Source organism: Alteromonas sp. ABH4_452 (genome assembly GCF_056311825.1).
Window position 1 is genome coordinate 710,268 of record NZ_CM149973.1, and the last position, 21,419, is coordinate 731,686.

Sequence of the window (21,419 nt, forward strand, 5' to 3'; positions counted from 1 at the left end):
TAACGACTTTAGATGAACTTTTCCACGTTTAAAAGGTGGGTCTTTTGGACCCACCTATTTGCTGGCTTAATGGCCAGCATTGTCGTTTTCATTATGGCTTTTACTGGGGTATTGCTAACTTACGAGCGCCAGTTTAAAGAGCTAAGTGAAATGGCTTATGCGCAAACCATTGATATTGAAAAGCCGGTGATCTCGACTGACCAAGTTGTATCACTACTTCGCAAAAAGCACCCTGACGAAGCGCATATCTTCGTTCGATGGGTAAATAGCGAAGGAGCGGCCATTCCGGCGTGGGCGGGCGAGCATAGTTATCTTATTCACCCATATACCGGAGACATATTAAGAGAGGGAGAAGGGGTTGTTGAAGAAGTATTTCATTTCATCACTGACCTCCATCGATACCTCTTAATGGAAGGCGATTACAAATTAATTGGCAAAACCATAACGGCTTATAGCAATCTTATTTTTATTTTTTTGCTGTTATCGGGTGTCATCATTTGGTTGCCAAAACACATATCGAAAAAGTCCTTAAAGCAGCAAATGTGGCTGCGACAAAAATACACAAACAAACAACATCGACGCCGACATTGGCATTTTGTTTTTGGTATGTGGTCACTGCCTTTTTTACTTGTGATTGGAACGACGGCTACGCTGTTTTATTTTGAATGGGCTAACAAGGCACTGTATGGCATGTATGGTGAACAAGTACCTGCACGCGAAAAGAAGGCAATGCCCGAAACGCTAGACGCCGACGTTGTCAGTTACCACATGTTATTTAATAAAGCGCAGCAGCACGCCAATGAGCATGGCTATCAGGATTGGTACTCCATGTGGATGGAAATTGGTAAAAGTGAGGGCGTTGCACGATTTTATATTGATAAGAGTATCGGGCACCGTCAAGAGCTAGCATATTCTCTGTATTTCGACACAGGTACTGGTGAAATCGCTAAAGTTCTACACAAAACAGATTGGCCAAAAGGAAGTCAGGCTTGGGGCACTTCTCGGTTTCTACATACCGGAGAATACTTTGGCTTTGTAGGCCAGACTATAGCAGGATTGGTTAGCTTGCTTTGCTGTATCTTAGTTTATACCGGCACACTACTTGGTGTGAAAAGGCTTCTCAATTTGCGAAAGCCGCATCAGAAAACTTAGGCAGGGTGATGGTGACCATCAGTCCTGTCTGCTTTGTTGCGCCAGTTAGATAAGAGTTATTGCTTTGCTCATCTCCTTTGTTGACGCGATTGCACGCAGATATGTCACCGCCTACAGCGGCAATTTGGCGTTTCGCCAACGCAAGCCCAAGGCCAAACCCAGAGCGCTTTGCAGCATGAACATAGTTTTTCGTTGCACGCGCCTTGTCTACCCTGAAAAAAGGTTCAAATATGGCGTCAAGCATTGATTCAGGGACACCAGTGCCTTCGTCTGTAACAGTGATAACGTAGTTATTGTTATCGCTGACCAAGGTCACGCTTACTTTGCTTTGTTGCGGGGTATGGCGCAAAGCATTGCGGACAATATTCTCTAATGCCTGCCCCAAAGCAAGCTGACTGCTTTTTTCTATACTCGCACATTCCGGCGTGCTTACGCATAAGGTTCTATCAGGGTATTCAAAGCGGGCATCTTCACAAATAACATTAATGAGCTCTACCAAGTCAAAGTCATCGCTATTTAATTGTGGAGATTCTGTATTTAGCCATGCAAAAGTTAGGGTATCTTCAACAAGCTCTCTCATCGTACTTGCTTCATAGCGCAGGCGTGAAAGGGCTTGTTCACGATTAATGTCTTGCTCTACAAAGTCTATTGCCATATCAATGCGGGCAAGAGGCGTGCGAAGCTCGTGAGAAAGGTCTGCAAGCAAACTTCTTTGGTTATAAATGAGACTGCTCGTTCTTTGCGCCATTTTATCGAAGGTTTGAGCTAGTGTAGTCAGTTCATCATTTCGCTCGGGCATCGTAGCCATTGCCCGAGCTTCTAAGTTACCGTTAGCAAAGTCTTTTGTTGCCTTTTCTAGCTGCTTAAGTGGTGTCATAACATGCCGATAGAGCATAAAACTCAATAGACTTAGTATGACTAGGGGTAGTGCAATTTGTAATGATAGACGGGTGGCGAGTAATAACGAGCCTGGGCGCATCCGCTGTGGAAGCTGAATCAAAAAGTGCGTGTTGTTGTCTACAAAAGGCACTTCCATTACAGGGTTTTCAGAGAAATACAAATGTATTTTCCATTCAGGGCTGCGCCCAATTTGAAACCTATCTGCAAATTCATCTAACATCTTGGTATCAGCGAATGTTGTCATTTCAGAGTTAAGCACAGCAAGCCAGGTGTTCTCTTTCGCTCTTATCTCTTTTAAGAAAACGGCTAACCCTTCTTCTCCCTTTTCCAGATAGATTTTTTCGGCATTCTTTCCATAGGTATAAAGAGTTTCTTGATGAGCCTTATCTAAAAAGCTCATGCTAGTTTCGGTGTGATTAGTAAGCCAAGCAATGGCCCAAAATAGCAAAACAGTGCCAACAGCGATGAATGCACATAGCCGCCAAAGCAATTTATTTTTCACGAAAAGCGGTATCCTTGTCCATGAACCGTGGCAAGGCGCTCAGGGGGCATACCCGTTTCAACTAACTTTTTGCGTACTCTAGAAAGGTGCATATCTAGGCTTCGGTCATATCGAGAAAAGGGTTTATTGAGCACACTGTGGTAAAGAAATGCTTTGCTCAAGGTTTCGCCCTTGTTTTCTACAAGCATCCACAGAAGCTTAAATTGTATGGGGGTGAATTCGAGCAATTTAGCGTGATACTTAGTTACTTGTTGAATGCGATTTAGGTAAAGCACATCAACTAATATTTCTGACTTTTGCGTACCCGAACTATTCATCGCTTTGCTACGCCTTAGTATTGCGTCGATGCGAAGCATCATTTCTGTATAATTGAAGGGCTTAGGTAAGTAGTCATCTGCGCCTTTGCGGTAGCCTTCAATTCGCTCTTGCTCGGCACCAGATGCCGTAATCATCATTACGGGTGTTTGTTTAATTTGCCTGAGTTGATGCAGTAATGAGAGACCATTTAACGATGGAAGGCGTATGTCGAGTAATACAAGGTCAAAGTTTTCTTCAAGTGCGGCGTGTAATCCGGCATGACCATCGTTTTCGTGGCGAGTGTCAAATCCTCGAGCCTGCAGTAGCTGAGTAATCTGTTCACTTAACGTGGCGTCATCTTCAATAATGAGTATTCGGGTTTTACACATAACGGCTTAAGAAATAAATTTTAGTTTATATTATTAATAATAATTATCATTTGCAACTTCTCGGTTTTGCTCTATTCAACTTTTTATCTTGTTACAAATTTACTGTTAAGCGATTGTTTTCTTGTCTTACAATGGTGGCTATCGTGATGCTGTGTTCTAGCGCAAGCTTTTCAAAAGCGGCTTTCTTATAAGGGAGTTAATGGAATATAGATATAGCGACAGATTTAAGCCTTTATCTGCAAGAGTTGAATTACAAGGACGGAATACTAAAAATGATGAGCTGTTTAGATAAGCTAACAAAGCAGAGGACGTTTTTAGCGACTGTTGCAGCCACTGTTTTAATTTCAATCATTGTGACAGGGTGCGCAATGCCGAATAAGGTTACTCAGGTTGATAGTGACGAAGCGGTAATTAAGTACTCAGATACACCGGGCTTAGAGGATAGATTTAGCAATATTTACGGCCGTTTTAAGACTTACCCCGTCACTTGCACTAATGATTGCTACCCAGCATCTGCCGATATTGAATGTGAAAGTAACATGCAAGATTGTCAATTCGTTGGCAATAACCCAGTAGTTAATTTACACACAGGCTTTACCGTTACCTGGTTAGGGCACGCAAGCTTTATACTTAACACTGCAGGTGGCGAACAAATACTTATCGACCCTGTGTTTGGACAGTTTGATTGGCCCGTTAATTGGGCTTTTCGATTGGCGGAGGGGTTCAGCCGCAACGAACCCGCTAAGGTAGATGAAGACAAACTCGCTCAAACCGATGCAGTGGTCTATTCCCATATTCATTACGATCATTTTAATAAGGCCGATATTGCCGAATTAGGGACAAAGCCAGAATATCTTGTTCCGTTAGGTTTCGCAGCGCATTTTCCTAATAGAGGCTATACGGTTAATGAAATGGCGTGGTACACCAGCAAAAACGTAGGCAAAACCTCTGTTCACTTCGTGCCAGCTCATCACTTCAGTAACCGAATTTGGGTGCCGTATTTATATGAGGACGACAATGCAACATTATGGGGCGGCTGGGTCTTTGAACATGAAGGTAACACCTTATTTTTTGCGGGGGATACAGGGTACTCACCTCACTTCAAAGATATTAAAGCTCGCTTTGGTGATATTGATGTTTGCCTGTTACCCATAGCGTCTTATTTCAGCGAAACCTCACCTAAATGGTATCGCAAGGTACATACTACGCCAGAAGATGCCATTGTTGCCGCTCAAGACCTGGGCTGTAAAGTCGTAGTGCCTTGGGGGTATGGAAATGCCAGCTGGATGATGGGCGACAAAACCTCACATTCTGCACTATTTCGACTGATGAAAATGAAAAAGCAGCTCAATCCTTCAATGCCCTGGGTTGTTTTGAATGAAGGTGAGAATGTCTCTTTTTAATAGCTATCTGTCATACAGGTAATATCACTAATAAACTTGCCTAAGTTTACTGTTGTGGTTATTCTTTAATCAAATAAGAGCTGGTTTTATTTTCAAGGATTGAAGGTGTCTGAACTAAGAAGTAGTGCTTTTATTACTTTATCTATTGTACTTTGCAGTTATCTCGGAATTTGGGCATATCTGATAAACGAGCGGCCTGCTCAATTCTCAGCGCCTTATAAAAGCTGCATAGACAACTGCAGGGTTAATATGGAGTACCTGCTTTCTAATTCCGAGAATTATCAGTACGCTTCAATGCATAACGCACTCAATCAAATTTTCGAGCCGTACGCTAAAGAGGAGGTGGGCTATTACATTTCCTGTAACTCAAAACGCTGTGCACTTTGGGTTTATGTAAATACGCCATCAAAATTGCCTCCCATACTTCGCCGCCTAGAAAATGAAGTTTCTCCGTTTTTTTACAATGAATTTCCTCTTTTTCAAGAGGAAGATGGCAAGGCTATCTACTCAAACTATTCTATTTATCCGCAACTCTATCCGCAATCTTTTGGCATTTTCCGCGCCACTCATCATCAAGCGGTTTTAGCTTAGCTAGCTTTTGAGCCAATGCTTTGTCGGCTTTCGTATGGGCACACTGCATTAAGGTGTGGACATTGACGGTATCGTCCTCACGGTGCAGTAGTGTTACTTCGTCGCCAACGTTTATGGTACCGGTTTTAATCACCCGGTAGTACCAGCCAGTAATGCCTCGCTCTCCAACAAATCTATCTAAGTTGGGAATGCCAAAGCGTTGAGATATTTTATTGCAAGGGGCACGCGGTGCGCTTACTTGCAGCTCTACATCGCCGAACTTCCAGATATCTCCGATATAAACGGTGGCATCGTCCATGCCCTCTACACTGATGTTTTCGCCAATACTGCCTAGCGAAAATTCGCCTTCAGGAAAGTGCTTTCTTAAAGTCAGGTAGTTGGTCGGATTGAACTGATGTAGCACTTTTTCCGGTCCACCGTGAAGGCGTTTGTTGGCCTGCTCGTCTTCATCGGTTCTATCCATATGTACGGTTAACGTGTCAACGGGGGCTTTAACAATGCTACTTGGTGCCCCACGAGGTCCAAGCGGCTGAGGTTTTCCAGCAAACAAAGCGTTAACAGAAAAGGTGGCAGACATGGCAACTCCAAAAAATATTTTTGTGTATTTAAACCTTTCTACTATAGGGTACGACTAACCTTATAACACTAACAAGTGCTAATGCTAATCAGCATCACAAATAACAAAGAGAAAACAATGGAACACACACAACAACGTGTTGTACACGCCAATGTGGTGTTTGGTAACAAAGGCGAACACGAGCTTATATCTAAGGCGAAAGAGGGCGACAAACAGGCGTTTAGGTCTCTTTACGACGAACATATTGGCCGAGTCTATGCACTGTGTTATCGGCTTACTGGTGAAAAGGGTATGGCAGAAGATGCGTCTCAGGAAGTCTTTATTCAGCTATGGAAAAAGCTCGATAATTTCGATGGGCAAAGCCAGTTTTCTACGTGGCTACATAGCGTAACGGCAAACATTACTATTTCCTACATGCGCAAGCAGAAAGGCTGGGTGCAGCGTATGTTTAACTTGGAAAATAGCGGCATTAATGAGATGCCGGCTCAAGAGAACAGCACCGATGTGGATTTAGAAGCATTGATTATTCGCCTACCAGAGCGTGCCAGAATGGTTTTTGTACTTCATGCACTTGAAGGGTACCGCCACGAAGATATTGCCAACATGTTGAACATGGCTGTGGGCTCAAGCAAAGCGCAATTTTTCCGTGCTAAGCAATTATTGAAAGATTTTATGGGAGTCGATGATGAGTGATTTTGATGACAAGCTTGCTCAGCATGTGTCTGGGTTATCGAAGGAGAAACATCCAGAACGGGATTTATGGCGTGGAATTGAGCTAGGCATAGCGTCTCAGCAGAGCGATGCTTCAAATGAAGAGAGCTCACGTTCTACGGTAACTTCAAGACAATGGATGGCTATAGCTGCCAGTGTTTGTTTGGTCACTGTCTTGTGGTTTGCTGCTCCCTTTGCGTTCAAAAGCGATGAAAGTCGAAGCAGTGGATACGCGTTAATTGACGCAATGAGCAGCCAACAGCAGCAGCAGGTTAGCAGCCTACTAGCAAGTTATGAAAGTACACCTGCGCTAACCCAAGACTGGCAGGAACAGCTGAAAGAATTAGATGATGCCGCGGATGTTATTAAAGCGGCGTTAAAAGACGATCCAGACAACTCAGCATTAATAAAAATGCTGCATCACGTATATCAACAGCAAATTGCCTTAATTGAGCGAGTGCACGCGCCAAAGTGGCAGCAAATTTAATAAGGGCTTCAAAATGAATACAAATATGAAAAACACAATATCGGATAAGTTAACGCACACGTTCAGCACATCTAACGGGGTTAAAGCTGTGCTAACTACGGCATTACTAAGCATCGCGACTGCCGCCTTTGCGGGCGAAAAAGTTGATAAAACCATCGATACCTCATCCTCTCCTAAAATTGATATTGAACATATTGATGGAAAGGCTGATATCCGAGTGTGGGATAAAGCTCAGGTTCGGGTAACAGGAGAGCTTGGTGATCAAACCGAAGAATTTATTTTCGAAAAGCGCGGCGATGTTGTTGTTATTCACGTAGAGGTGGAGCACCACTCAAAGAGTTGGTATCAGAAGAGTCGAGATGGTGATGACCTAACTATTTACGTGCCATCGGCAAGCGATCTTCATTACACCGCAGTTAACGCAGATGTGAAAGCTAAAGGAATAACAAAAGCGGTAGATGTAGAGGTCGTTAACGGCAATGTGACACTGGAAAACATTGGCGAGCGCGTTGAGGTTGAATCTGTAAATGGCGATATTTTATTAAAGAACGTCAGAGGCCGGTTAGAAGCAGGCACGGTTAACGGCGATATAGAAGCTACTCACGAAGGCAGCACGCCTGTAAGTTTTACGGCGGTAAATGGAAAGCTCGATATCGCATCAAGCAGCCCTGACTTGTCAATTGAGACAGTGAATGGACGTATTGATCTATCGTTGCAAAATATTGATAGCTTGCAGATAAATACAGTCAACGGTCGTACTTTTGCTAAGTTGGGGCTGAATGCGAATGGCAGTATTAAAGCTAATTCGGTTGGTGGTGCGATGGAATTTATTTTTCAAGATGATGTATCAGCCCAGTTTGATATAGAGACACATGCAGGTGGAAATATTGTGAATAATATTAGCGGCGAAAAAGCACAAAAGCCCAAGTATGGGCCTGGAAGCTGGTTGCGCTTTATACACAATGGCGGTGCTGCGAGCGTCGATATTTCAACGGTACACGGGCGTATAGAAATAGATCGAAAATGAATAAGCTATAGTAAGCTTGATAGGGACTTTAGCTTGAAAAAAGTAATTTAGACCACATTTATTAATTAGCTTATGTGGTGGTGATAGAAAAGCTGCGTATAAACGCAGCTTTTTTTGTTTAGTCGCTAAATGTTGATATTTGGACGCTTAGTTAGAACTATAGGGAAAGTTTAAAGCTCTATACTCAAGTGGCTTCAAGTGAACTTTTTATATAGCTTTTACGTTAAACCACCTGATTTTAATAAATTTTATCTACGGAGAGTAAATTGAGTATTGTTGGACACGTCAAAAGGTTTTGGCGATTTCATAGCCTAATTATCGGTGCGTTTGGGATATGTGCGCTAACCTTAGGTTGTGCTGTTCAAGAGCCCGCTTATTACGAAGGAACCTGGGTTGTTACTAAAGCTTACAACGTAGGCATTACCGCTCACTCAACAGCTGAATCAGAGCAGTTTCTTGGGCGCTCTGTAACCTACGAGAAAGATACGGCGAAACTTGATCAAGCCTTTTGCGAGTCGCCTGTGTATACATCCGAAGAGATGAGTGGTAGTGACTTTTACGCTATTTTTGGCACGTCTCCGTCTTCACTAGACTTCAGTGATGACACAATCACCCGTGTGAGTTTGGCTTGTTCAGATAACGGCGCCACCATGGGGTCGACACTAATTTTTCAAGAAAATATCAACACTTATACCTTGGTAGATGGCACTTTTTTGAAGCTAGAAAAAACGCTTTAGCCTAAGCTGCCTTTTTAGGCAATCGTGATAAAAGACCTGCTTCCTTTGTTGAGAGATGTGCGTTAAAAGCGCATAATATCCAACTGACTTTTGTGCATTGGAATAGGCTTTACTTGTGGCGTCTGCGTCTAACAACGATAAAAATGTTGATAAATTGAAGGTTCCCCCTCATAGCATTGAGGCCGAGCAGTCTGTTTTAGGCAGCATGCTTATCGACCCTGAAAGCTGGGATAAGGTCGCGGAACTCGTTACCGATAACGACTTTTACAATCGTTCACATCAAATAATCTTCCGTGCTATCACACGATTGCTCAATAGCAGTCAGCCGATAGATCTTATTACTGTATCAGAAGAGCTTGAAAAGCACGATGAACTGGAAGATGCGGGTGGTTTTGCTTATCTCGGTGAGTTGGCAAAAAATACCCCAAGTTCTGCAAACGTAGTTTCTTATGCGCAAATTATTAGCGAGCGTGCTATTACCCGTGAACTTATCGGTGTTGCGCACGAAATTGCTGAAGTAGGTTATAACCCTGAAGGCCGGGACAGTGCAGATATCCTCGACCTTGCTGAAAGTAAAGTTTTCGAAATAGCAGAGCGAAGAACCGGTGAAAACGAGGGGCCTCGTGATGTCGAATCTATTCTAGGCAAGACCATCGATCGTTTAGAAGAATTGGTAAAAACCAATAAAGAAGTGACGGGTGTCACAACCGGCTTTACCGATTTAGACAAAATGACCAGTGGTATGCAGCCGTCAGACCTTATCATTGTGGCGGCGCGTCCATCGATGGGTAAAACAACCTTTGCCATGAACTTGATTGAAAACGCCATGATGGCAGAAGAAAAGCCAGTACTGGTTTTCAGTCTTGAGATGCCGTCTGAACAAATCATGATGCGTATGTTGGCATCGTTAAGTCGCGTAGACCAAACTAAAATCCGTACTGCACAGCTAGATGATGAAGACTGGGCACGTATATCCAACACCATGGCTATGCTCAAAGACAAAGACAGCTTATTTGTTGATGACTCTTCCGGTCTAACACCAATGGACGTGCGAAGCCGAGCCCGTAAGCTTGCACGGGAGCGCGGCGGGATTAGCCTTATCATGGTGGATTACCTTCAGCTAATGCGTGTACCTTCGCTAAGCGATAACCGTACATTAGAAATTGCCGAAATATCACGGTCATTGAAAGCGCTGGCTAAAGAACTGGAAGTGCCCGTAGTCGCACTATCGCAGCTTAACCGTACGCTAGAACAACGTGCCGATAAACGCCCAGTTAACTCTGACCTTCGTGAGTCTGGTTCAATCGAGCAGGATGCCGACCTTATCATGTTTATCTATCGTGATGAGGTTTATCACGAAAACAGTGAATATAAAGGCATTGCTGAGATCATTATTGGTAAACAACGTAACGGTCCGATCGGTACCTGTCGACTTACCTTCCAAGGCCAGTTTTCTCGTTTTGATAACTACGCAGGCCCAGCCATCGCAGATGAGTATTAACGCCCTATCTTTGGTCGAGTTAATTGTCTAACTAATTTCCAAGCTGTGGTTGAATAGCGTGCTGCATTCGTTTCTGCAAAACGCTATTTAGGACGGGTCGAAAGATACAAAAAAGGCGCCTTTCGGCGCCTTCTTCAATTCATATAGTATGAATTACTTTTCTTCAGCTACTTTCACTGTGTCTTTAACTGTCACTGAAATGCGACGGTTAACACGGTGTGCTTCAGCATTCTTACCATTGTCTAGAAGCTGAGTTTCGCCGTAACCGATAGTCTCTAGGCGAGAGCTGTCGATACCGTACATGTCTACCATTACTTCTTTGAAGTTAGCAGCACGACGCTTAGAAAGGTCCATGTTGTACGCTTCAGAACCTGGTGCAGAAGTGTGACCTTCTACTACTGCAGTTGTTGAAGGATACTGCTTCATGAACTCAGCAAATTCAGAGATTTCTGGATCTTTAGGCATTTTAACAACAGCGCTTTCGTTGTCGAATAGAACGCGTAGTGTGATTTCTACTGTCTCTTCGTCAAATACTGTACAACCTTTAGCGTCTACTTTTACGCCAGCTGGTGTATCAGGGCACATGTCTTTGCTGTCTACAACGCCATCGTTGTCAGCATCTTTAAGCGCACAACCTTTAGCATCTACTTTAGTGCCAGCTGGAGTGTTAGGACACTGGTCAACACTGTTTAGAACGCCGTCGTTGTCGTTATCAACGCTACAGCCAGTCGCATCAACGCGAACGCCAGCTGGAGTCATTGGACACTGATCTTTGCCATCTACAACGCCATCGTTGTCGCTGTCTTTAGGTGCAGAAGGAGTTGCTTTACCAAATGGAATCGCAAGACCAACTTTTACACTGAAGTCGTTATAGCTTTCACCAAAATCATGATATGTAGCAATTTCTGTAATTAAGCGAGCTGTTTCACCCACTTTCCAGTGTTTACCAATACCAATGTTACCAAGTGTTGTAGAGTCACCAACTGATTGGCGCTTAACACCACCAAAAACAAACCATGCGTCATCCGGCATGAAGTATAGCGCGTCAACACCAGTCATTTCGCCACTGTCGTCGCCGCCGTCACGGAAATCTACAGACAATTTCGTGAATTCTACACGGGCAGCCCAGCTTTGGGTGAAACGGAAACCGTATTCGAACGTTGCACCTAAACCGTCGTCGTATACTTCACCTTCGGTAAGAGAAAGAGGGCGCGACTCGTCAGTATTGTAGTGCATGCCCGAGATACCAAACCAGCTTTTGTACTCTGGCTCAGAAGAGTCTTGAGCAAATGCACTGGTAGATGAAAGTACAGCTAGAGATAGCGCTGCCATTTTAAAGTGTTGTTTCATAGTCACATCCTGTTTAACGTTGAGTGATTATCGATTTTAGATAATTTTGTGTTGTGCTTAGCGAAATACGCTAGCACAAATTGTGCCATTTATAATATGGGTTAGGCTGCGATCCCTTGTAATGTGGCAATAATTGTTCGTCTTCCACCATGATCTCGGTGTTCACCGAGCATGATACCCTGCCACGTGCCAAGTGCAAGTTTGCCTTGTTGGACAGGAATGGTAAGTTGACAGCCTAGTATACTCGATTTTAAGTGAGCAGGCATATCATCTTTACCTTCATAAGTATGCCTGAAGAAAGAAAGTTCTTCTTTTACACTATGGTTGAAGAAAGCTTCCATATCATGCCTTACTGTAGGGTCGGCATTTTCGTTTATCGTTAAGCTTGCGCTGGTATGCTGAAGCCATAGGTGTAGCAGCCCAACTTCAACATGGCGAATATTCGGTAGTGCAGATTCCACCTGGTCGGTTATTAGGTGAAATCCTCTGGGGTAACTGTCGAGTGTAATTTTTTCAGAGTGCCAGAAATTATTTGTCAAAGCAGATTTCCAAATGCGCTAACCCTTCATCGCACATAAAGGGGAGAATGATTTTAGCACCATCAACCTGATGGCTGATAGTGTGTTGCTTTCCCGATACAACGATAGGTGTCGCCATTCCAAACTCGAACCCGCGTTCTGCAAGATCTCGTTTTGCGTTTCCGCAAATCATATTGGTAACTTCACCAACCATATCACCCACTTCAGCATCGAGTTTCTCAGGGCGCTCTCCAACCATTCGCTCCATAATAGTAAGGGCTAGTGATTCATCAAACGTGATAGACATAGAACCGCGAACGTCTGGACCTACCATGCCTATCAAACCAGAAACGTCACCTTTCGCGATATCACTCTGTTTGCGTTTGGGCTTGCCCGGTGTCAACTTTGTTTGTGCCATCGTTTCTAGCACGTTTAGCAGGCCGGCAATAAAAGGGTTCACAAAATCAGCATTCATGTACACTCTCCTGGTCAGTGTGCTCTTCGGTTTGTTGGCAGTCGGCACATAATCCATGGGCCTCGATCGTTTGTTTTGAGACTTTAAAACCGTGCTGTTTGGCCTGATTATCGAGAGTATCTTGAAGACCTTCAGATTGAATTTCAGCAACATCACCACAGCTGTCACAAATTAAGAACTGAACGGGGTGGTTACATCCGAAATGGTAACAAGCTACGAACGCATTGGTAGACTCTAAGCGATGAATGAAACCAAAATCGAGAAGAAAATCTAAAGCGCGATACACGGTGGCAGGTTTTGCACTGGATTCCGTTTCTTTTAATGAGTCGAGTAGTTCATAAGCACCCATGGGGCCGTGCTTTGATACAAGAATCTCGTACACCTTTTCTCTAAGCGGTGTAAATCTAGCGCCGCGCTGTTCACAATACGCGCGTGCCTTATGGATAAGTGTGGTTTTGTTCATTTATGATAACCGTAAACTCGACTTTCATTGTTATATTAAAGCGTCACTTCTGGATCACGTTTGTTTGTGTGAACGTGAGCAATTAACTCATCTTCCAAGGCAAAACGCTCTTCTAATGTTTCTCCAAGCTTGGCTAAGGCAGAATCGAAGCCTGCAGCCTGCTCGGGCGTCACTGCTTGCGCAAACGTATCATTGAATTCCAGTGCAGCGTCAGTGGTTTTTGTCAATCTGGGGTAAAGTTTATCACGCAGTTTTATACCTTCGATGTCGCTTTCAACTAAAATATCAAAAACTTCGAAATGGCCTGCAGAAAGGTAATCAAGTAAAGCACTACAAAAGCTCGCTATATCATCGGCATCGGGCAAGCATTCGCTATGGTTGTTAATGCCAGCAAGTTCACAGTACGAGACTAATAGGGCTTGCCTGTCTAACAGCCAACGGTCTACGACTTGGCTTTTGCCACCCCATTTAGATTTTACGCTTTCCAACTGTTGCAACATTGTATGTGCTACCCGTTTAGCGACAATAAGTTTCAGTATAACACCGTGCACTAGCGACACAAATTTTGCACGAAAAAGTTTGCAGTAAAAACATGGTGCTAAGGCAGACTCACACGCAGTGGACGGGTTATTTGTCCCGAATTTACAAATTTTGGTCAGAATGTACAGTAACCTTTATCAGCCCTAGTGTATTATGAAGTACAGAAGCGTAGGAGTAACACAAGATGATGATAAAGTTAGATGAAGGGAAGTTGTCCTCCCAGCAGGCGATGTGGGTGGTTTTTAGTCGTGGAAAAGTTCTAGTACAAGAATCATCAGAGTCTATTCCCGTTGCTTATCTGAGTGAAATTCCTTTCCTAGCGTCATATGTTAACGAAATACATCAACTCCCGCCGCTAAACGAAACAGCACACAGAGAATTACCTGTCTTTGTTGTAGATTTAGGCGCTGAACACATAGATGAACCCGGTTGGGAAAAAGTATCGCTTAGACAACTTTTGTTTGCAGAATACGACATTGCTTTTTCTGTTATTGGTAGAGCTTGGCAATACATTCACTTTTTACGAACACACCAGTTTTGTGGCCAGTGCGGTGCGAAAACCGAGCGTGTAGATTGGGAGATGGCTATGCAGTGTTACCGCTGTCAGCATCGCACCTATCCAAGGGTGTCCCCATGTATTATCGTTTCTATTCACAACAATGAAAAAATACTATTAGCAAAAGGGGTTCGCCACAAGGAGTCTAATATGTATTCGACCCTTGCCGGCTTTGTTGAAAGCGGGGAGAGTTTAGAGCAAGCCGTCCATCGAGAAGTATTTGAAGAGGTTGGTGTAAAAGTTAAAAACTTGCGTTACTACAACAGCCAGCCTTGGCCGTTTCCTCACTCTCTTATGGTAGGTTTTATTGCTGAGTATGATGGCGGAGAAATTCGTTGCCAAGAAAACGAGATAGATGACGCACAGTGGTTCGAAGTGGATGCACTGCCGACTATTCCGCCTAAAGTGTCTATCGCTGGGCAGCTAATCGAGAAAACAGTGTCTCTCATCGGAGACAAATAAAAAACCCTGCCGAAGCAGGGTTTCAATACGTTTAGCACGGTCCCATAAAGGGCTTCTTTTGTTTAACGGTTATAGTAATAGCAAACACTCACTTTAAGTGCAAGTTACTTTTTAAACAATGTGCAAGGAATGTTCGTCTTTAATTATCGACACTACGTCGATTTGTCATTAAAACATCGACTTTTTAATTCAGGTTTTAGCACACCTTGTTCAGAATGCTGGTATACTCCGCGGTTCAAATATATACAGTTATTTAGGTGAGTTATATGTCGCAAAATTTCCCCAGTGTTGATAAGCCCGCGTTGAAGAATGATCGTTACTTACGTGCATTACTTAAGCAGCCGGTTGATATGACACCTGTATGGATGATGCGACAAGCAGGACGTTACCTTCCAGAGTATAAAGCGACCCGTGCAGTAGCAGGCGACTTTATGTCGTTATGCAAAAATGCAGAGCTTGCCTGTGAAGTAACGCTGCAGCCTTTACGCCGCTTTCCTCTTGATGCTGCTATTCTTTTCTCTGATATTTTGACTATCCCAGATGCAATGGGGCTTGGTCTTTACTTCGAGACAGGTGAAGGTCCACGTTTTAAAAATCCAATCACATGCAAAGCGGACGTAGATAAAATTGGTCTGCCGGATCCAGAAGGTGAGCTGCAGTATGTAATGAATGCTGTTCGCACCATTCGCCGAGAGCTAAAAGGTGAGGTACCACTAATTGGCTTTTCTGGAAGCCCTTGGACACTAGCCACCTATATGATCGAAGGTGGTTCAAGTAAGGCCTTTACCAAAATTAAAAAAATGGCATTCGCGGAGCCAGCCACGCTGCACGCATTGTTAGCCAAACTAGCCGACTCGGTAACTGAGTACCTCAATGCTCAAATCGCAGCGGGCGCGCAGTCAGTCATGGTATTTGATACCTGGGGCGGCGTATTGTCTCCTCGTGACTATAAAGAGTTCTCGCTTCAATACATGGAGCGCATCGTAAGTGGGCTAACCCGTGAAAATGAAGGTCGTAAAGTGCCTGTTACCTTGTTCACTAAAAACGGTGGTATGTGGCTTGAGTCGATTGCGGCAACAGGTTGTGACGCAGTAGGTTTAGATTGGACTATCGATATTAAAGAAGCTCGAGCACGTATTGGCGATAAAGTCGCGCTTCAGGGCAACATGGACCCTTCTATGTTATACGCTCAGCCGCAAAGAATTGAACAGGAAGTGGCGTCTATTTTAGAAGGCTACGGCGAAGGAAGCGGTCACGTATTTAATTTAGGCCACGGAATTCATTTAGACGTACCACCTGAAAACGCCGGCGTGTTTGTTAACGCGGTGCACGACCTTAGTAAGCAATATCACAAGTAAGCGACTTCAATAAAGGAAGTGGAATGAAAGCGTGGCTTGTGTTGTTGCTGATAGCGTTTGCATTGGTAGCGGGGTATAAATTCTCTGGCTATCAACACCAACTCAGTGAATCCAATGCAGAGAAAGAGCGACTAACCAGTGTGTTAGCGCGCTCTCGCGCCACGGAAACCAGTGAACTTAAAGTCATTAAGCCTGCCGCTAAGTTAGTAAAGAACGAAGTCGCAACAACTAACTCTGGAATAAGTGTTGTTGATGAAGAGCAAGCTAGCGTACAGGCAACTGATAGTGTTCAACCTGGGACTCTTGACCCGTTTTATATGAAAACAGAGGGGTCACTCAATACCTTTTTTGCTTTACCTCCTAACAAAGAACGCTTTGTGTTGGAAACGGTAAAATGTGGAAATGGGCTTTGCGAAATAACCGGAGAGTACGATGGCTCTGAAACCGAATTATCTTTGGTTATAGAAGCGTTAGAGAGAGAACCATGGTGGCAATTTGGCTCACCGACTATTACTACTGAGGTTGCACAGCGCGGCCTAAGACTCAATGTTTCTTTTGTTGCTTCACAGTTGCCAAGCGCTCGCGTGCAAAATCGAAGCCGTGCCCAAGAGCAAAATCAAAATAGTGTTCAGTCTGACTCGGACAACCAAATTGCATCAGCCCAAATAACATCTGCGGGATAGCCTTTAACCTTAGGTTTATTGCTTGAATTTACATTCAAATCCTATGCGTCTCTGGGTAAGCCTTTTTCAACAACGCGAATAAGTCGAGCTTGCTGTCTACTGTCGGCGCTAGAGGCCTGTTGTTTGCTTTGCTGTTGCGCAATAGCCCAATCAATGTGCCTATCTACTAAGTCGCTTACACAGCCCCGTCTTTCTTCTAAAAGTTGAATACTATCTTCATTATAGGGGGCATTGCCTAACGCCACGGCGATGTTTCTCTGCCATTTCTCAAAGCCGATACGCCTGATAGGCGAGCCTTCGGTATTGCGTAAAAAGGTTTCTTCAGACCAACTAAACAAATCGTTAAGACTTTGACCATGCAATACCTGCCTAGGATGAAAGTCTTCTTCGCTAGTGATATCGGCGAAACGATTCCAAGGACAGACAAGCTGACAATCATCACAGCCGTAAATACGATTGCCCATTTTTGGTCGTAAGTCTTCGGGTATGTCCTTATCCGACTCAATGGTGAGGTATGATATACAGCGTCGACCGTCCACTTTATAGGGGGCTACAATCGCGTTCGTGGGGCATATAGTCAAACACGCTGTGCAGCTTCCACAGCCTTCTTCGATAGGGGCATCCACTGGCAGCGGTAAATTAATAAAAAGCTCACCTAGGAAGAACCAAGAGCCCGCTTCTTTATTAAGTGTCAGGCTGTGCTTACCGGTCCAGCCAATACCCGCTTTTTCGGCGATGGCGTGTTCCAGAACTGGTGCTGAATCCACAAACGGGCGGTATTGGGTATGCGCAAGGGAGGTGGTTATTTTTTCGCCGAGCAGCTTTAAGCGCTTACGTAACACTTTGTGGTAGTCACGGCCTAACGCATAGCGGCTGATATAGCCTATTTCTGGATTCTTCAAATGCTTAGCAAACGAGGCATCAGGAGGTAAGTAATTCATGCGAACACTGATTACACGCAATGTACCTGGAACCAGTTCATCTGGCCGGGCACGCTTCATCCCATGGCTTTCCATAAAGGCCATATCACCGTGGTAGCCATTGTCTAACCATTCCTGTAGGCGTGACTCGTGCTGATGTAGATCAATATCGCTGATGCCAACCTGTTGAAAGCCTAGCGCTGTACCCCAAGCCTTGATATTGTTGGTCAATTCAACAAGGTCGATAGAACTAATTTCGGACATTTGCTTATGCTAGATACTCAATTAACGTCAAGTTTATCATACAAACTATTTCGGGCCGATCAGGTTAGGGAAAATGAAGGGCAAGCCGCCGCCGACTCTGGCTGTGATATGTTCACCTTAATGCAAAGAGCCGGTGACGTGGTATTTAAACAATGCTTAGAGCTAATGCCTAATTCAGACGTTTATTTAGTATTGGTGGGCCAAGGTAATAATGCGGGCGATGGCTACATTGCAGCAATCAACGCAAAACTCGCGGGTAAGCAAGTTCACCTATGTGCGGTAGAGCCTGAACGTACTCTCGACGGCGATGCGGGTAAAGCACAGCAGCGCTGGCTTGATGCTGGCGGCAGCATTAATGGGTTTGACGCTACGCTCCTCGATAAGTCTGACGTAGTTATTGATGCGCTTCTTGGTACAGGTATTAACAGTTATATACGCAATGAGTTTGCTGATGTTATCGATGCCGTAAACTCGTCATCGACCCCCGTGGTGAGCGTGGATGTGCCCTCAGGACTAGATGCTAACACAGGTCAAAGTCTAGGACGCTGTGTTCAGGCTGATATAACGGTGACCTTTGTGGGTATAAAGCCCGGGCTTGTCACAGGTGCGGGCAAACAATCATGCGGCAAATTGGTTTACGCTGATTTGGGTATAGGTAAAGCCTTCCAAGCATTAGCCAAAGCTAGCGCGACCATGCTGAATATCGATCACTTCAAGGGAATGGGTCCTCGGGAGATCAACAGCCACAAAGGCACTTACGGGCGACTGTTATGCATTGGCGGAAACCGAGGTACTGCAGGGGCAATTCGACTTGCCAGCGAAGCGGCCCTTCGAAGTGGCGCGGGTATGGTTCGAGTGTATACCCATGAATCGTCGGTAGTTCAGGTAAGTGCAGGCAGACCTGAACTTATGGTGACCGACTTCAATTTGGAAGATGCATTAGCTTGGGCGACTTGCGTAGTTATCGGGCCAGGTCTTGGGCAAGATGAATGGGCCAAAGAAGCATTCGAAACCACAATGAAACATTGCCAAAATCAGAATAAGCCTGTAGTTGTCGATGCTGACGCGCTCAACCTCTTGTGCCAACAGTCCACAGCGTACACCTTGTCAGACAGTATATTAACGCCTCACGCGGGTGAAGCTGCGCGCTTACTGGGTGTTTCTATTGACGATGTAGAGAGCGATCGTTTCAACTATGCAAGACAGTGTTCACAGCGATATCACGCCGTTTGTGTACTGAAAGGGGCAGGCACACTTATCGACAATGAAAAGAAAACCTGGGTTTGCCGTCACGGTAACCCCGGCATGGCAACGGCAGGAAGTGGTGATGTGCTAAGCGGAATTTTAGGCGCACTGCTTGCGCAAGGCGTTGAAACAGATATTGCAGCAAAATATGGCGTAGTGCTTCATGCTAAGGCTGGTGATGATATTGCCCAACTGTATGGTCAACGTGGTATGATAGCGAGTGATTTGTTCGACGCAGTACGTGCGCTTATCAACCACTAAATAGGTTGGTTTTGTCTTAAACGGGCAGGCATCTACTGTGTTTCTTTATACTACTGTGGAATATTGTTGATGTCTTACCCGCATACCTCTTTTTTTGCTAATGAAGTAGATGATACTGCTCAGCTTGCCAGGGATTTAGCGCAAGCGGTTTCGAGTCAACTCCCTACCGATGCTGTTATTTATCTTGACGGCGACTTAGGGGCAGGGAAAACAACATTTAGCCGTTATTTTATTCAGTCCCTAGGTCATTCAGGTAGCGTTAAAAGTCCAACCTATACATTGGTTGAACCTTATGAGTTGGATAGCGTCAATATTTATCATTTCGATTTGTATCGCTTGGCCGATCCGGAAGAACTAGAGTTCATGGGAATTCGAGATTACTTCGGCTCCGGGGCAATCGCGCTTATTGAATGGTCGGAAAAAGGCGGCGAATACTTGGCATCCCCAGACTTAGTGATTAGTATAAATATTACACCAGCGGGTAGGCAGTTCAATTTGGAAGCGAAAAGTGCCCACGGTGCTAAATTGCTTCAGCAATGCAAACGCGTGTAGCGAATATTTGAGCTGAAAGAGACATTGAACAATTAGTGGCTCCGACGTTTACGAGAGCGGCATGACAATAACAAAAAGGCTAATTATGGTGCGCAGTATAGTTTCGGTATTATTCTTGTGTTTCGTAGTGCAGTTTGCACACGGCGCACAAAATAACATCGACGGAGTAAGGATATGGCCGTCGCCGGACAATACACGTGTCGTTTTCGATATGAAAGCCGCGCCAGAATTCACCTATTTCACCCTCAAAAATCCCCTTAGACTGGTTATCGATCTTAAAAATACCAGCGATTCAGCAAAGCTTTCAGGCTTAGAAAATAGCGGAGATTTAATCAAAAAGCTGCGCTATTCAACGCCTAAAAATAAGTCATCGGCTAGGATAGTTGTCGAACTTAACAGAAATACAAAGCCCTCGTTGTTTGCTGTAACGCCCGACGGCTCTCTTGGGCACAGGCTTGTGGTTGATTTGCCCGACAGTGCACCTAAAACATCCGCAACACTGTCGGCATCGACATCAACGGGCTCAGTAGTGATTGACGATAAAAGTAGCGCACGTGATAGAGATATTATTGTCGCCATTGATGCTGGGCACGGTGGACATGACCCAGGCTCAGTTGGGCCCGCAGGAACATATGAAAAGCATATCACGTTGAGCATAGCCAAAAAGCTTGAAAGCAAGATCAATCGGGAACCCGGTATGCGTGCAATAATGACACGCGGCAGTGACTATTATGTATCACCTAACCGTCGCCCTGAAATTGCCAGAGAGAAAAAAGCCGACTTACTTATCTCTATCCACGCCGATGCGTTTAGTCAGCCACAACCGCGAGGCGGCTCGGTATGGGTACTCTCAACGCGCAGAGCTGACACCGAACTAGGCCGTTGGTTAGAAAAATCAGAGCGTCACTCTGAGCTGTTAGGCGGAGCTGCTGAAGTCATTAATGATAAATCTAGCGAAAGATACCTTACGGAAACTATTCTGGGCTTATCTATGGATCACAGCATGGCGACTAGTCATGACTTAGGCAATAAAGTGGTAGAAGAACTAAAGCAAGTGACCAGTCTTCATAAAAGAAAGCCACAAGCTGCAAGCTTTGCCGTGTTAACTGCGCCCGATATCCCTTCAATTTTGGTTGAAGTTGGTTTTATATCGAACCCGCAAGAAGAGAAAAACCTAAACTGGTCTAAACATCGCGAACGCTTAGCGAATGCAATGTTTAATGCGACTAAGCGTTACTTCAAGCAAGTTCCCCCTGATGGTACACTATGGGCACAAGAAAGGGCGAACAACCGTACGCACAAAGTAAGAAGCGGCGAGTCGCTTTCACTATTGGCACAGCGCTATAACGTGAAAGTAAGCAGCATTAAAGCAGCTAATGATCTCTCAAGTGATGTTGTACGCGTTGGGCAGGTACTAAATATTCCGAGAACATAAACCCGGGTTTTGTTTCATCGGCTTTTTCAGCGCTCGTTGCACTTACATGTTGTATCGCCACCA

The 21,419-nt window shown here is 44.6% G+C and carries 22 protein-coding genes; 13 read left to right on the forward strand and 9 right to left on the reverse strand.

Features of this window, described 5'->3' with window-relative positions; all coding sequences use genetic code 11:
* Nucleotides 1–12: 12 nt before the first annotated feature.
* The gene (locus ACYX4N_RS03070; RefSeq protein WP_476055576.1) at nt 13–1,152 is read left to right on the forward strand and encodes a PepSY-associated TM helix domain-containing protein; all 1,140 of its coding nucleotides are present in this window, start codon (nt 13–15) and stop codon (nt 1,150–1,152) included.
* Here the strand turns inward: ACYX4N_RS03070 and ACYX4N_RS03075 are convergent.
* A complete protein-coding gene (locus tag ACYX4N_RS03075; protein ID WP_476055577.1) occupies nt 1,121–2,554 on the reverse strand; it encodes a sensor histidine kinase in 1,434 nt (477 codons plus the stop codon). The two genes, ACYX4N_RS03070 and ACYX4N_RS03075, sit on opposite strands and share 32 nt — an antisense overlap.
* A complete protein-coding gene (locus tag ACYX4N_RS03080) occupies nt 2,551–3,240 on the reverse strand; it encodes a response regulator transcription factor (RefSeq protein WP_474804027.1) in 690 nt (229 codons plus the stop codon). Before ACYX4N_RS03080 ends, ACYX4N_RS03075 begins: the two co-directional genes overlap by 4 nt.
* A gap of 272 nt (nt 3,241–3,512) precedes the next feature.
* Between ACYX4N_RS03080 and ACYX4N_RS03085 the strand changes: the two genes are divergently transcribed.
* On the forward strand, nt 3,513–4,643 hold the full coding sequence (locus tag ACYX4N_RS03085; RefSeq protein WP_476055578.1) for an MBL fold metallo-hydrolase: 1,131 nt from the start codon (nt 3,513–3,515) through the stop codon (nt 4,641–4,643).
* Nucleotides 4,644–5,160: 517 nt separating this feature from the next.
* Here ACYX4N_RS03085 and ACYX4N_RS03090 read toward each other — a convergent pair.
* Nucleotides 5,161–5,811, reverse strand: a complete 651-nt coding sequence (locus ACYX4N_RS03090) for an MOSC domain-containing protein (protein ID WP_476055579.1) — start codon at nt 5,809–5,811, stop codon at nt 5,161–5,163.
* A gap of 117 nt (nt 5,812–5,928) precedes the next feature.
* On the opposite strand from ACYX4N_RS03090, the gene ACYX4N_RS03095 reads away from it, so the two are divergent.
* The 5 genes from ACYX4N_RS03095 to dnaB all read left to right on the forward strand — a co-directional run bounded on the left by ACYX4N_RS03095 (nt 5,929) and on the right by dnaB (nt 10,274).
* Entirely contained in the window at nt 5,929–6,504 is a 576-nt protein-coding gene (locus ACYX4N_RS03095) for an RNA polymerase sigma factor (RefSeq protein ID WP_474829371.1), read from the forward strand.
* On the forward strand, nt 6,497–7,009 hold the full coding sequence (locus ACYX4N_RS03100) for a hypothetical protein (protein ID WP_476055580.1): 513 nt from the start codon (nt 6,497–6,499) through the stop codon (nt 7,007–7,009). Before ACYX4N_RS03095 ends, ACYX4N_RS03100 begins: the two co-directional genes overlap by 8 nt.
* Nucleotides 7,010–7,022: 13 nt before the next feature.
* A complete protein-coding gene (locus tag ACYX4N_RS03105) occupies nt 7,023–8,036 on the forward strand; it encodes a DUF4097 family beta strand repeat-containing protein (RefSeq protein ID WP_476055581.1) in 1,014 nt (337 codons plus the stop codon).
* 266 nt (nt 8,037–8,302) lie between these two features.
* Complete coding sequence (locus ACYX4N_RS03110) at nt 8,303–8,773, forward strand: hypothetical protein (RefSeq protein ID WP_476055582.1); 471 nt, start codon at nt 8,303–8,305, stop codon at nt 8,771–8,773.
* 115 nt (nt 8,774–8,888) lie between these two features.
* Nucleotides 8,889–10,274, forward strand: a complete 1,386-nt coding sequence (gene dnaB / locus ACYX4N_RS03115) for a replicative DNA helicase (protein ID WP_179984856.1) — start codon at nt 8,889–8,891, stop codon at nt 10,272–10,274.
* A 153-nt stretch (nt 10,275–10,427) separates the two neighbouring features.
* Here dnaB and ACYX4N_RS03120 read toward each other — a convergent pair whose 3' ends face one another.
* The 5 genes from ACYX4N_RS03120 to rsd all read right to left on the reverse strand — a co-directional run bounded on the left by ACYX4N_RS03120 (nt 10,428) and on the right by rsd (nt 13,580).
* Nucleotides 10,428–11,624, reverse strand: a complete 1,197-nt coding sequence (locus ACYX4N_RS03120; protein ID WP_474856558.1) for an OmpA family protein — start codon at nt 11,622–11,624, stop codon at nt 10,428–10,430.
* A gap of 101 nt (nt 11,625–11,725) precedes the next feature.
* Nucleotides 11,726–12,163, reverse strand: a complete 438-nt coding sequence (locus ACYX4N_RS03125; RefSeq protein WP_269918476.1) for a secondary thiamine-phosphate synthase enzyme YjbQ — start codon at nt 12,161–12,163, stop codon at nt 11,726–11,728.
* Entirely contained in the window at nt 12,153–12,617 is a 465-nt protein-coding gene (locus ACYX4N_RS03130; protein WP_118491578.1) for a chemotaxis protein CheX, read from the reverse strand. The genes ACYX4N_RS03125 and ACYX4N_RS03130 overlap by 11 nt, the downstream gene beginning before the upstream one ends.
* Nucleotides 12,607–13,080 (reverse strand): transcriptional repressor, encoded by a 474-nt coding sequence (locus ACYX4N_RS03135; protein ID WP_474804052.1) that lies wholly within the window; start codon nt 13,078–13,080, stop codon nt 12,607–12,609. The genes ACYX4N_RS03130 and ACYX4N_RS03135 overlap by 11 nt, the downstream gene beginning before the upstream one ends.
* 35 nt (nt 13,081–13,115) lie before the next feature.
* Nucleotides 13,116–13,580, reverse strand: coding sequence for a sigma D regulator (rsd, locus tag ACYX4N_RS03140; RefSeq protein WP_474856557.1), 465 nt, complete (start codon nt 13,578–13,580; stop codon nt 13,116–13,118).
* Between the two features lie 224 nt (nt 13,581–13,804).
* Here rsd and nudC point away from each other — a divergent pair, with 224 nt between their 5' ends.
* The 3 genes from nudC to ACYX4N_RS03155 all read left to right on the forward strand — a co-directional run bounded on the left by nudC (nt 13,805) and on the right by ACYX4N_RS03155 (nt 16,679).
* Nucleotides 13,805–14,638, forward strand: coding sequence for an NAD(+) diphosphatase (nudC, locus tag ACYX4N_RS03145; RefSeq protein WP_474829384.1), 834 nt, complete (start codon nt 13,805–13,807; stop codon nt 14,636–14,638).
* Nucleotides 14,639–14,904: 266 nt separating this feature from the next.
* Nucleotides 14,905–15,996 carry a uroporphyrinogen decarboxylase gene (gene hemE / locus ACYX4N_RS03150; protein WP_179984851.1) on the forward strand — a complete coding sequence of 364 codons (1,092 nt, stop codon included), beginning with the start codon at nt 14,905–14,907 and terminating at the stop codon, nt 15,994–15,996.
* Nucleotides 15,997–16,019: 23 nt separating this feature from the next.
* Complete coding sequence (locus tag ACYX4N_RS03155) at nt 16,020–16,679, forward strand: hypothetical protein (RefSeq protein ID WP_476055583.1); 660 nt, start codon at nt 16,020–16,022, stop codon at nt 16,677–16,679.
* A 41-nt stretch (nt 16,680–16,720) separates the two neighbouring features.
* On the opposite strand, the gene queG is transcribed toward ACYX4N_RS03155, so the two are convergent.
* Entirely contained in the window at nt 16,721–17,863 is a 1,143-nt protein-coding gene (gene queG, locus ACYX4N_RS03160; protein ID WP_476055584.1) for a tRNA epoxyqueuosine(34) reductase QueG, read from the reverse strand.
* Between the two features lie 6 nt (nt 17,864–17,869).
* Here queG and ACYX4N_RS03165 point away from each other — a divergent pair, with 6 nt between their 5' ends.
* The 3 genes from ACYX4N_RS03165 to ACYX4N_RS03175 all read left to right on the forward strand — a co-directional run bounded on the left by ACYX4N_RS03165 (nt 17,870) and on the right by ACYX4N_RS03175 (nt 21,356).
* Complete coding sequence (locus tag ACYX4N_RS03165) at nt 17,870–19,369, forward strand: NAD(P)H-hydrate dehydratase (protein ID WP_476055585.1); 1,500 nt, start codon at nt 17,870–17,872, stop codon at nt 19,367–19,369.
* Nucleotides 19,370–19,438: 69 nt separating this feature from the next.
* Nucleotides 19,439–19,921, forward strand: coding sequence for a tRNA (adenosine(37)-N6)-threonylcarbamoyltransferase complex ATPase subunit type 1 TsaE (tsaE, locus tag ACYX4N_RS03170; RefSeq protein ID WP_476055586.1), 483 nt, complete (start codon nt 19,439–19,441; stop codon nt 19,919–19,921).
* An 85-nt stretch (nt 19,922–20,006) separates the two neighbouring features.
* Entirely contained in the window at nt 20,007–21,356 is a 1,350-nt protein-coding gene (locus ACYX4N_RS03175) for an N-acetylmuramoyl-L-alanine amidase (RefSeq protein WP_476056412.1), read from the forward strand.
* Nucleotides 21,357–21,419: the final 63 nt, after the last annotated feature.

Excerpts from the sequence above, each read along its gene's own strand:
- ACYX4N_RS03090 (WP_476055579.1), bottom strand. The coding sequence starts at position 5,811 with ATGTCTGCCACCTTTTCTGTTAACGCTTTGTTTGCTGGAAAACCTCAG.
- nudC (WP_474829384.1), top strand. The coding sequence starts at position 13,805 with ATGATGATAAAGTTAGATGAAGGGAAGTTGTCCTCCCAGCAGGCGATG.
- hemE (WP_179984851.1), top strand. The coding sequence starts at position 14,905 with ATGTCGCAAAATTTCCCCAGTGTTGATAAGCCCGCGTTGAAGAATGAT.
- rsd (WP_474856557.1), bottom strand. The coding sequence starts at position 13,580 with ATGTTGCAACAGTTGGAAAGCGTAAAATCTAAATGGGGTGGCAAAAGC.
- ACYX4N_RS03100 (WP_476055580.1), top strand. The coding sequence starts at position 6,497 with ATGAGTGATTTTGATGACAAGCTTGCTCAGCATGTGTCTGGGTTATCG.
- ACYX4N_RS03120 (WP_474856558.1), bottom strand. The coding sequence starts at position 11,624 with ATGAAACAACACTTTAAAATGGCAGCGCTATCTCTAGCTGTACTTTCA.
- ACYX4N_RS03070 (WP_476055576.1), top strand. The coding sequence starts at position 13 with ATGAACTTTTCCACGTTTAAAAGGTGGGTCTTTTGGACCCACCTATTT.
- queG (WP_476055584.1), bottom strand. The coding sequence starts at position 17,863 with ATGTCCGAAATTAGTTCTATCGACCTTGTTGAATTGACCAACAATATC.
- ACYX4N_RS03135 (WP_474804052.1), bottom strand. The coding sequence starts at position 13,080 with ATGAACAAAACCACACTTATCCATAAGGCACGCGCGTATTGTGAACAG.
- ACYX4N_RS03130 (WP_118491578.1), bottom strand. The coding sequence starts at position 12,617 with ATGAATGCTGATTTTGTGAACCCTTTTATTGCCGGCCTGCTAAACGTG.
- ACYX4N_RS03080 (WP_474804027.1), bottom strand. The coding sequence starts at position 3,240 with ATGTGTAAAACCCGAATACTCATTATTGAAGATGACGCCACGTTAAGT.
- ACYX4N_RS03085 (WP_476055578.1), top strand. The coding sequence starts at position 3,513 with ATGATGAGCTGTTTAGATAAGCTAACAAAGCAGAGGACGTTTTTAGCG.
- ACYX4N_RS03095 (WP_474829371.1), top strand. The coding sequence starts at position 5,929 with ATGGAACACACACAACAACGTGTTGTACACGCCAATGTGGTGTTTGGT.
- ACYX4N_RS03175 (WP_476056412.1), top strand. The coding sequence starts at position 20,007 with ATGGTGCGCAGTATAGTTTCGGTATTATTCTTGTGTTTCGTAGTGCAG.
- tsaE (WP_476055586.1), top strand. The coding sequence starts at position 19,439 with ATGTCTTACCCGCATACCTCTTTTTTTGCTAATGAAGTAGATGATACT.
- ACYX4N_RS03165 (WP_476055585.1), top strand. The coding sequence starts at position 17,870 with ATGCTAGATACTCAATTAACGTCAAGTTTATCATACAAACTATTTCGG.
- ACYX4N_RS03155 (WP_476055583.1), top strand. The coding sequence starts at position 16,020 with ATGAAAGCGTGGCTTGTGTTGTTGCTGATAGCGTTTGCATTGGTAGCG.
- ACYX4N_RS03105 (WP_476055581.1), top strand. The coding sequence starts at position 7,023 with ATGAATACAAATATGAAAAACACAATATCGGATAAGTTAACGCACACG.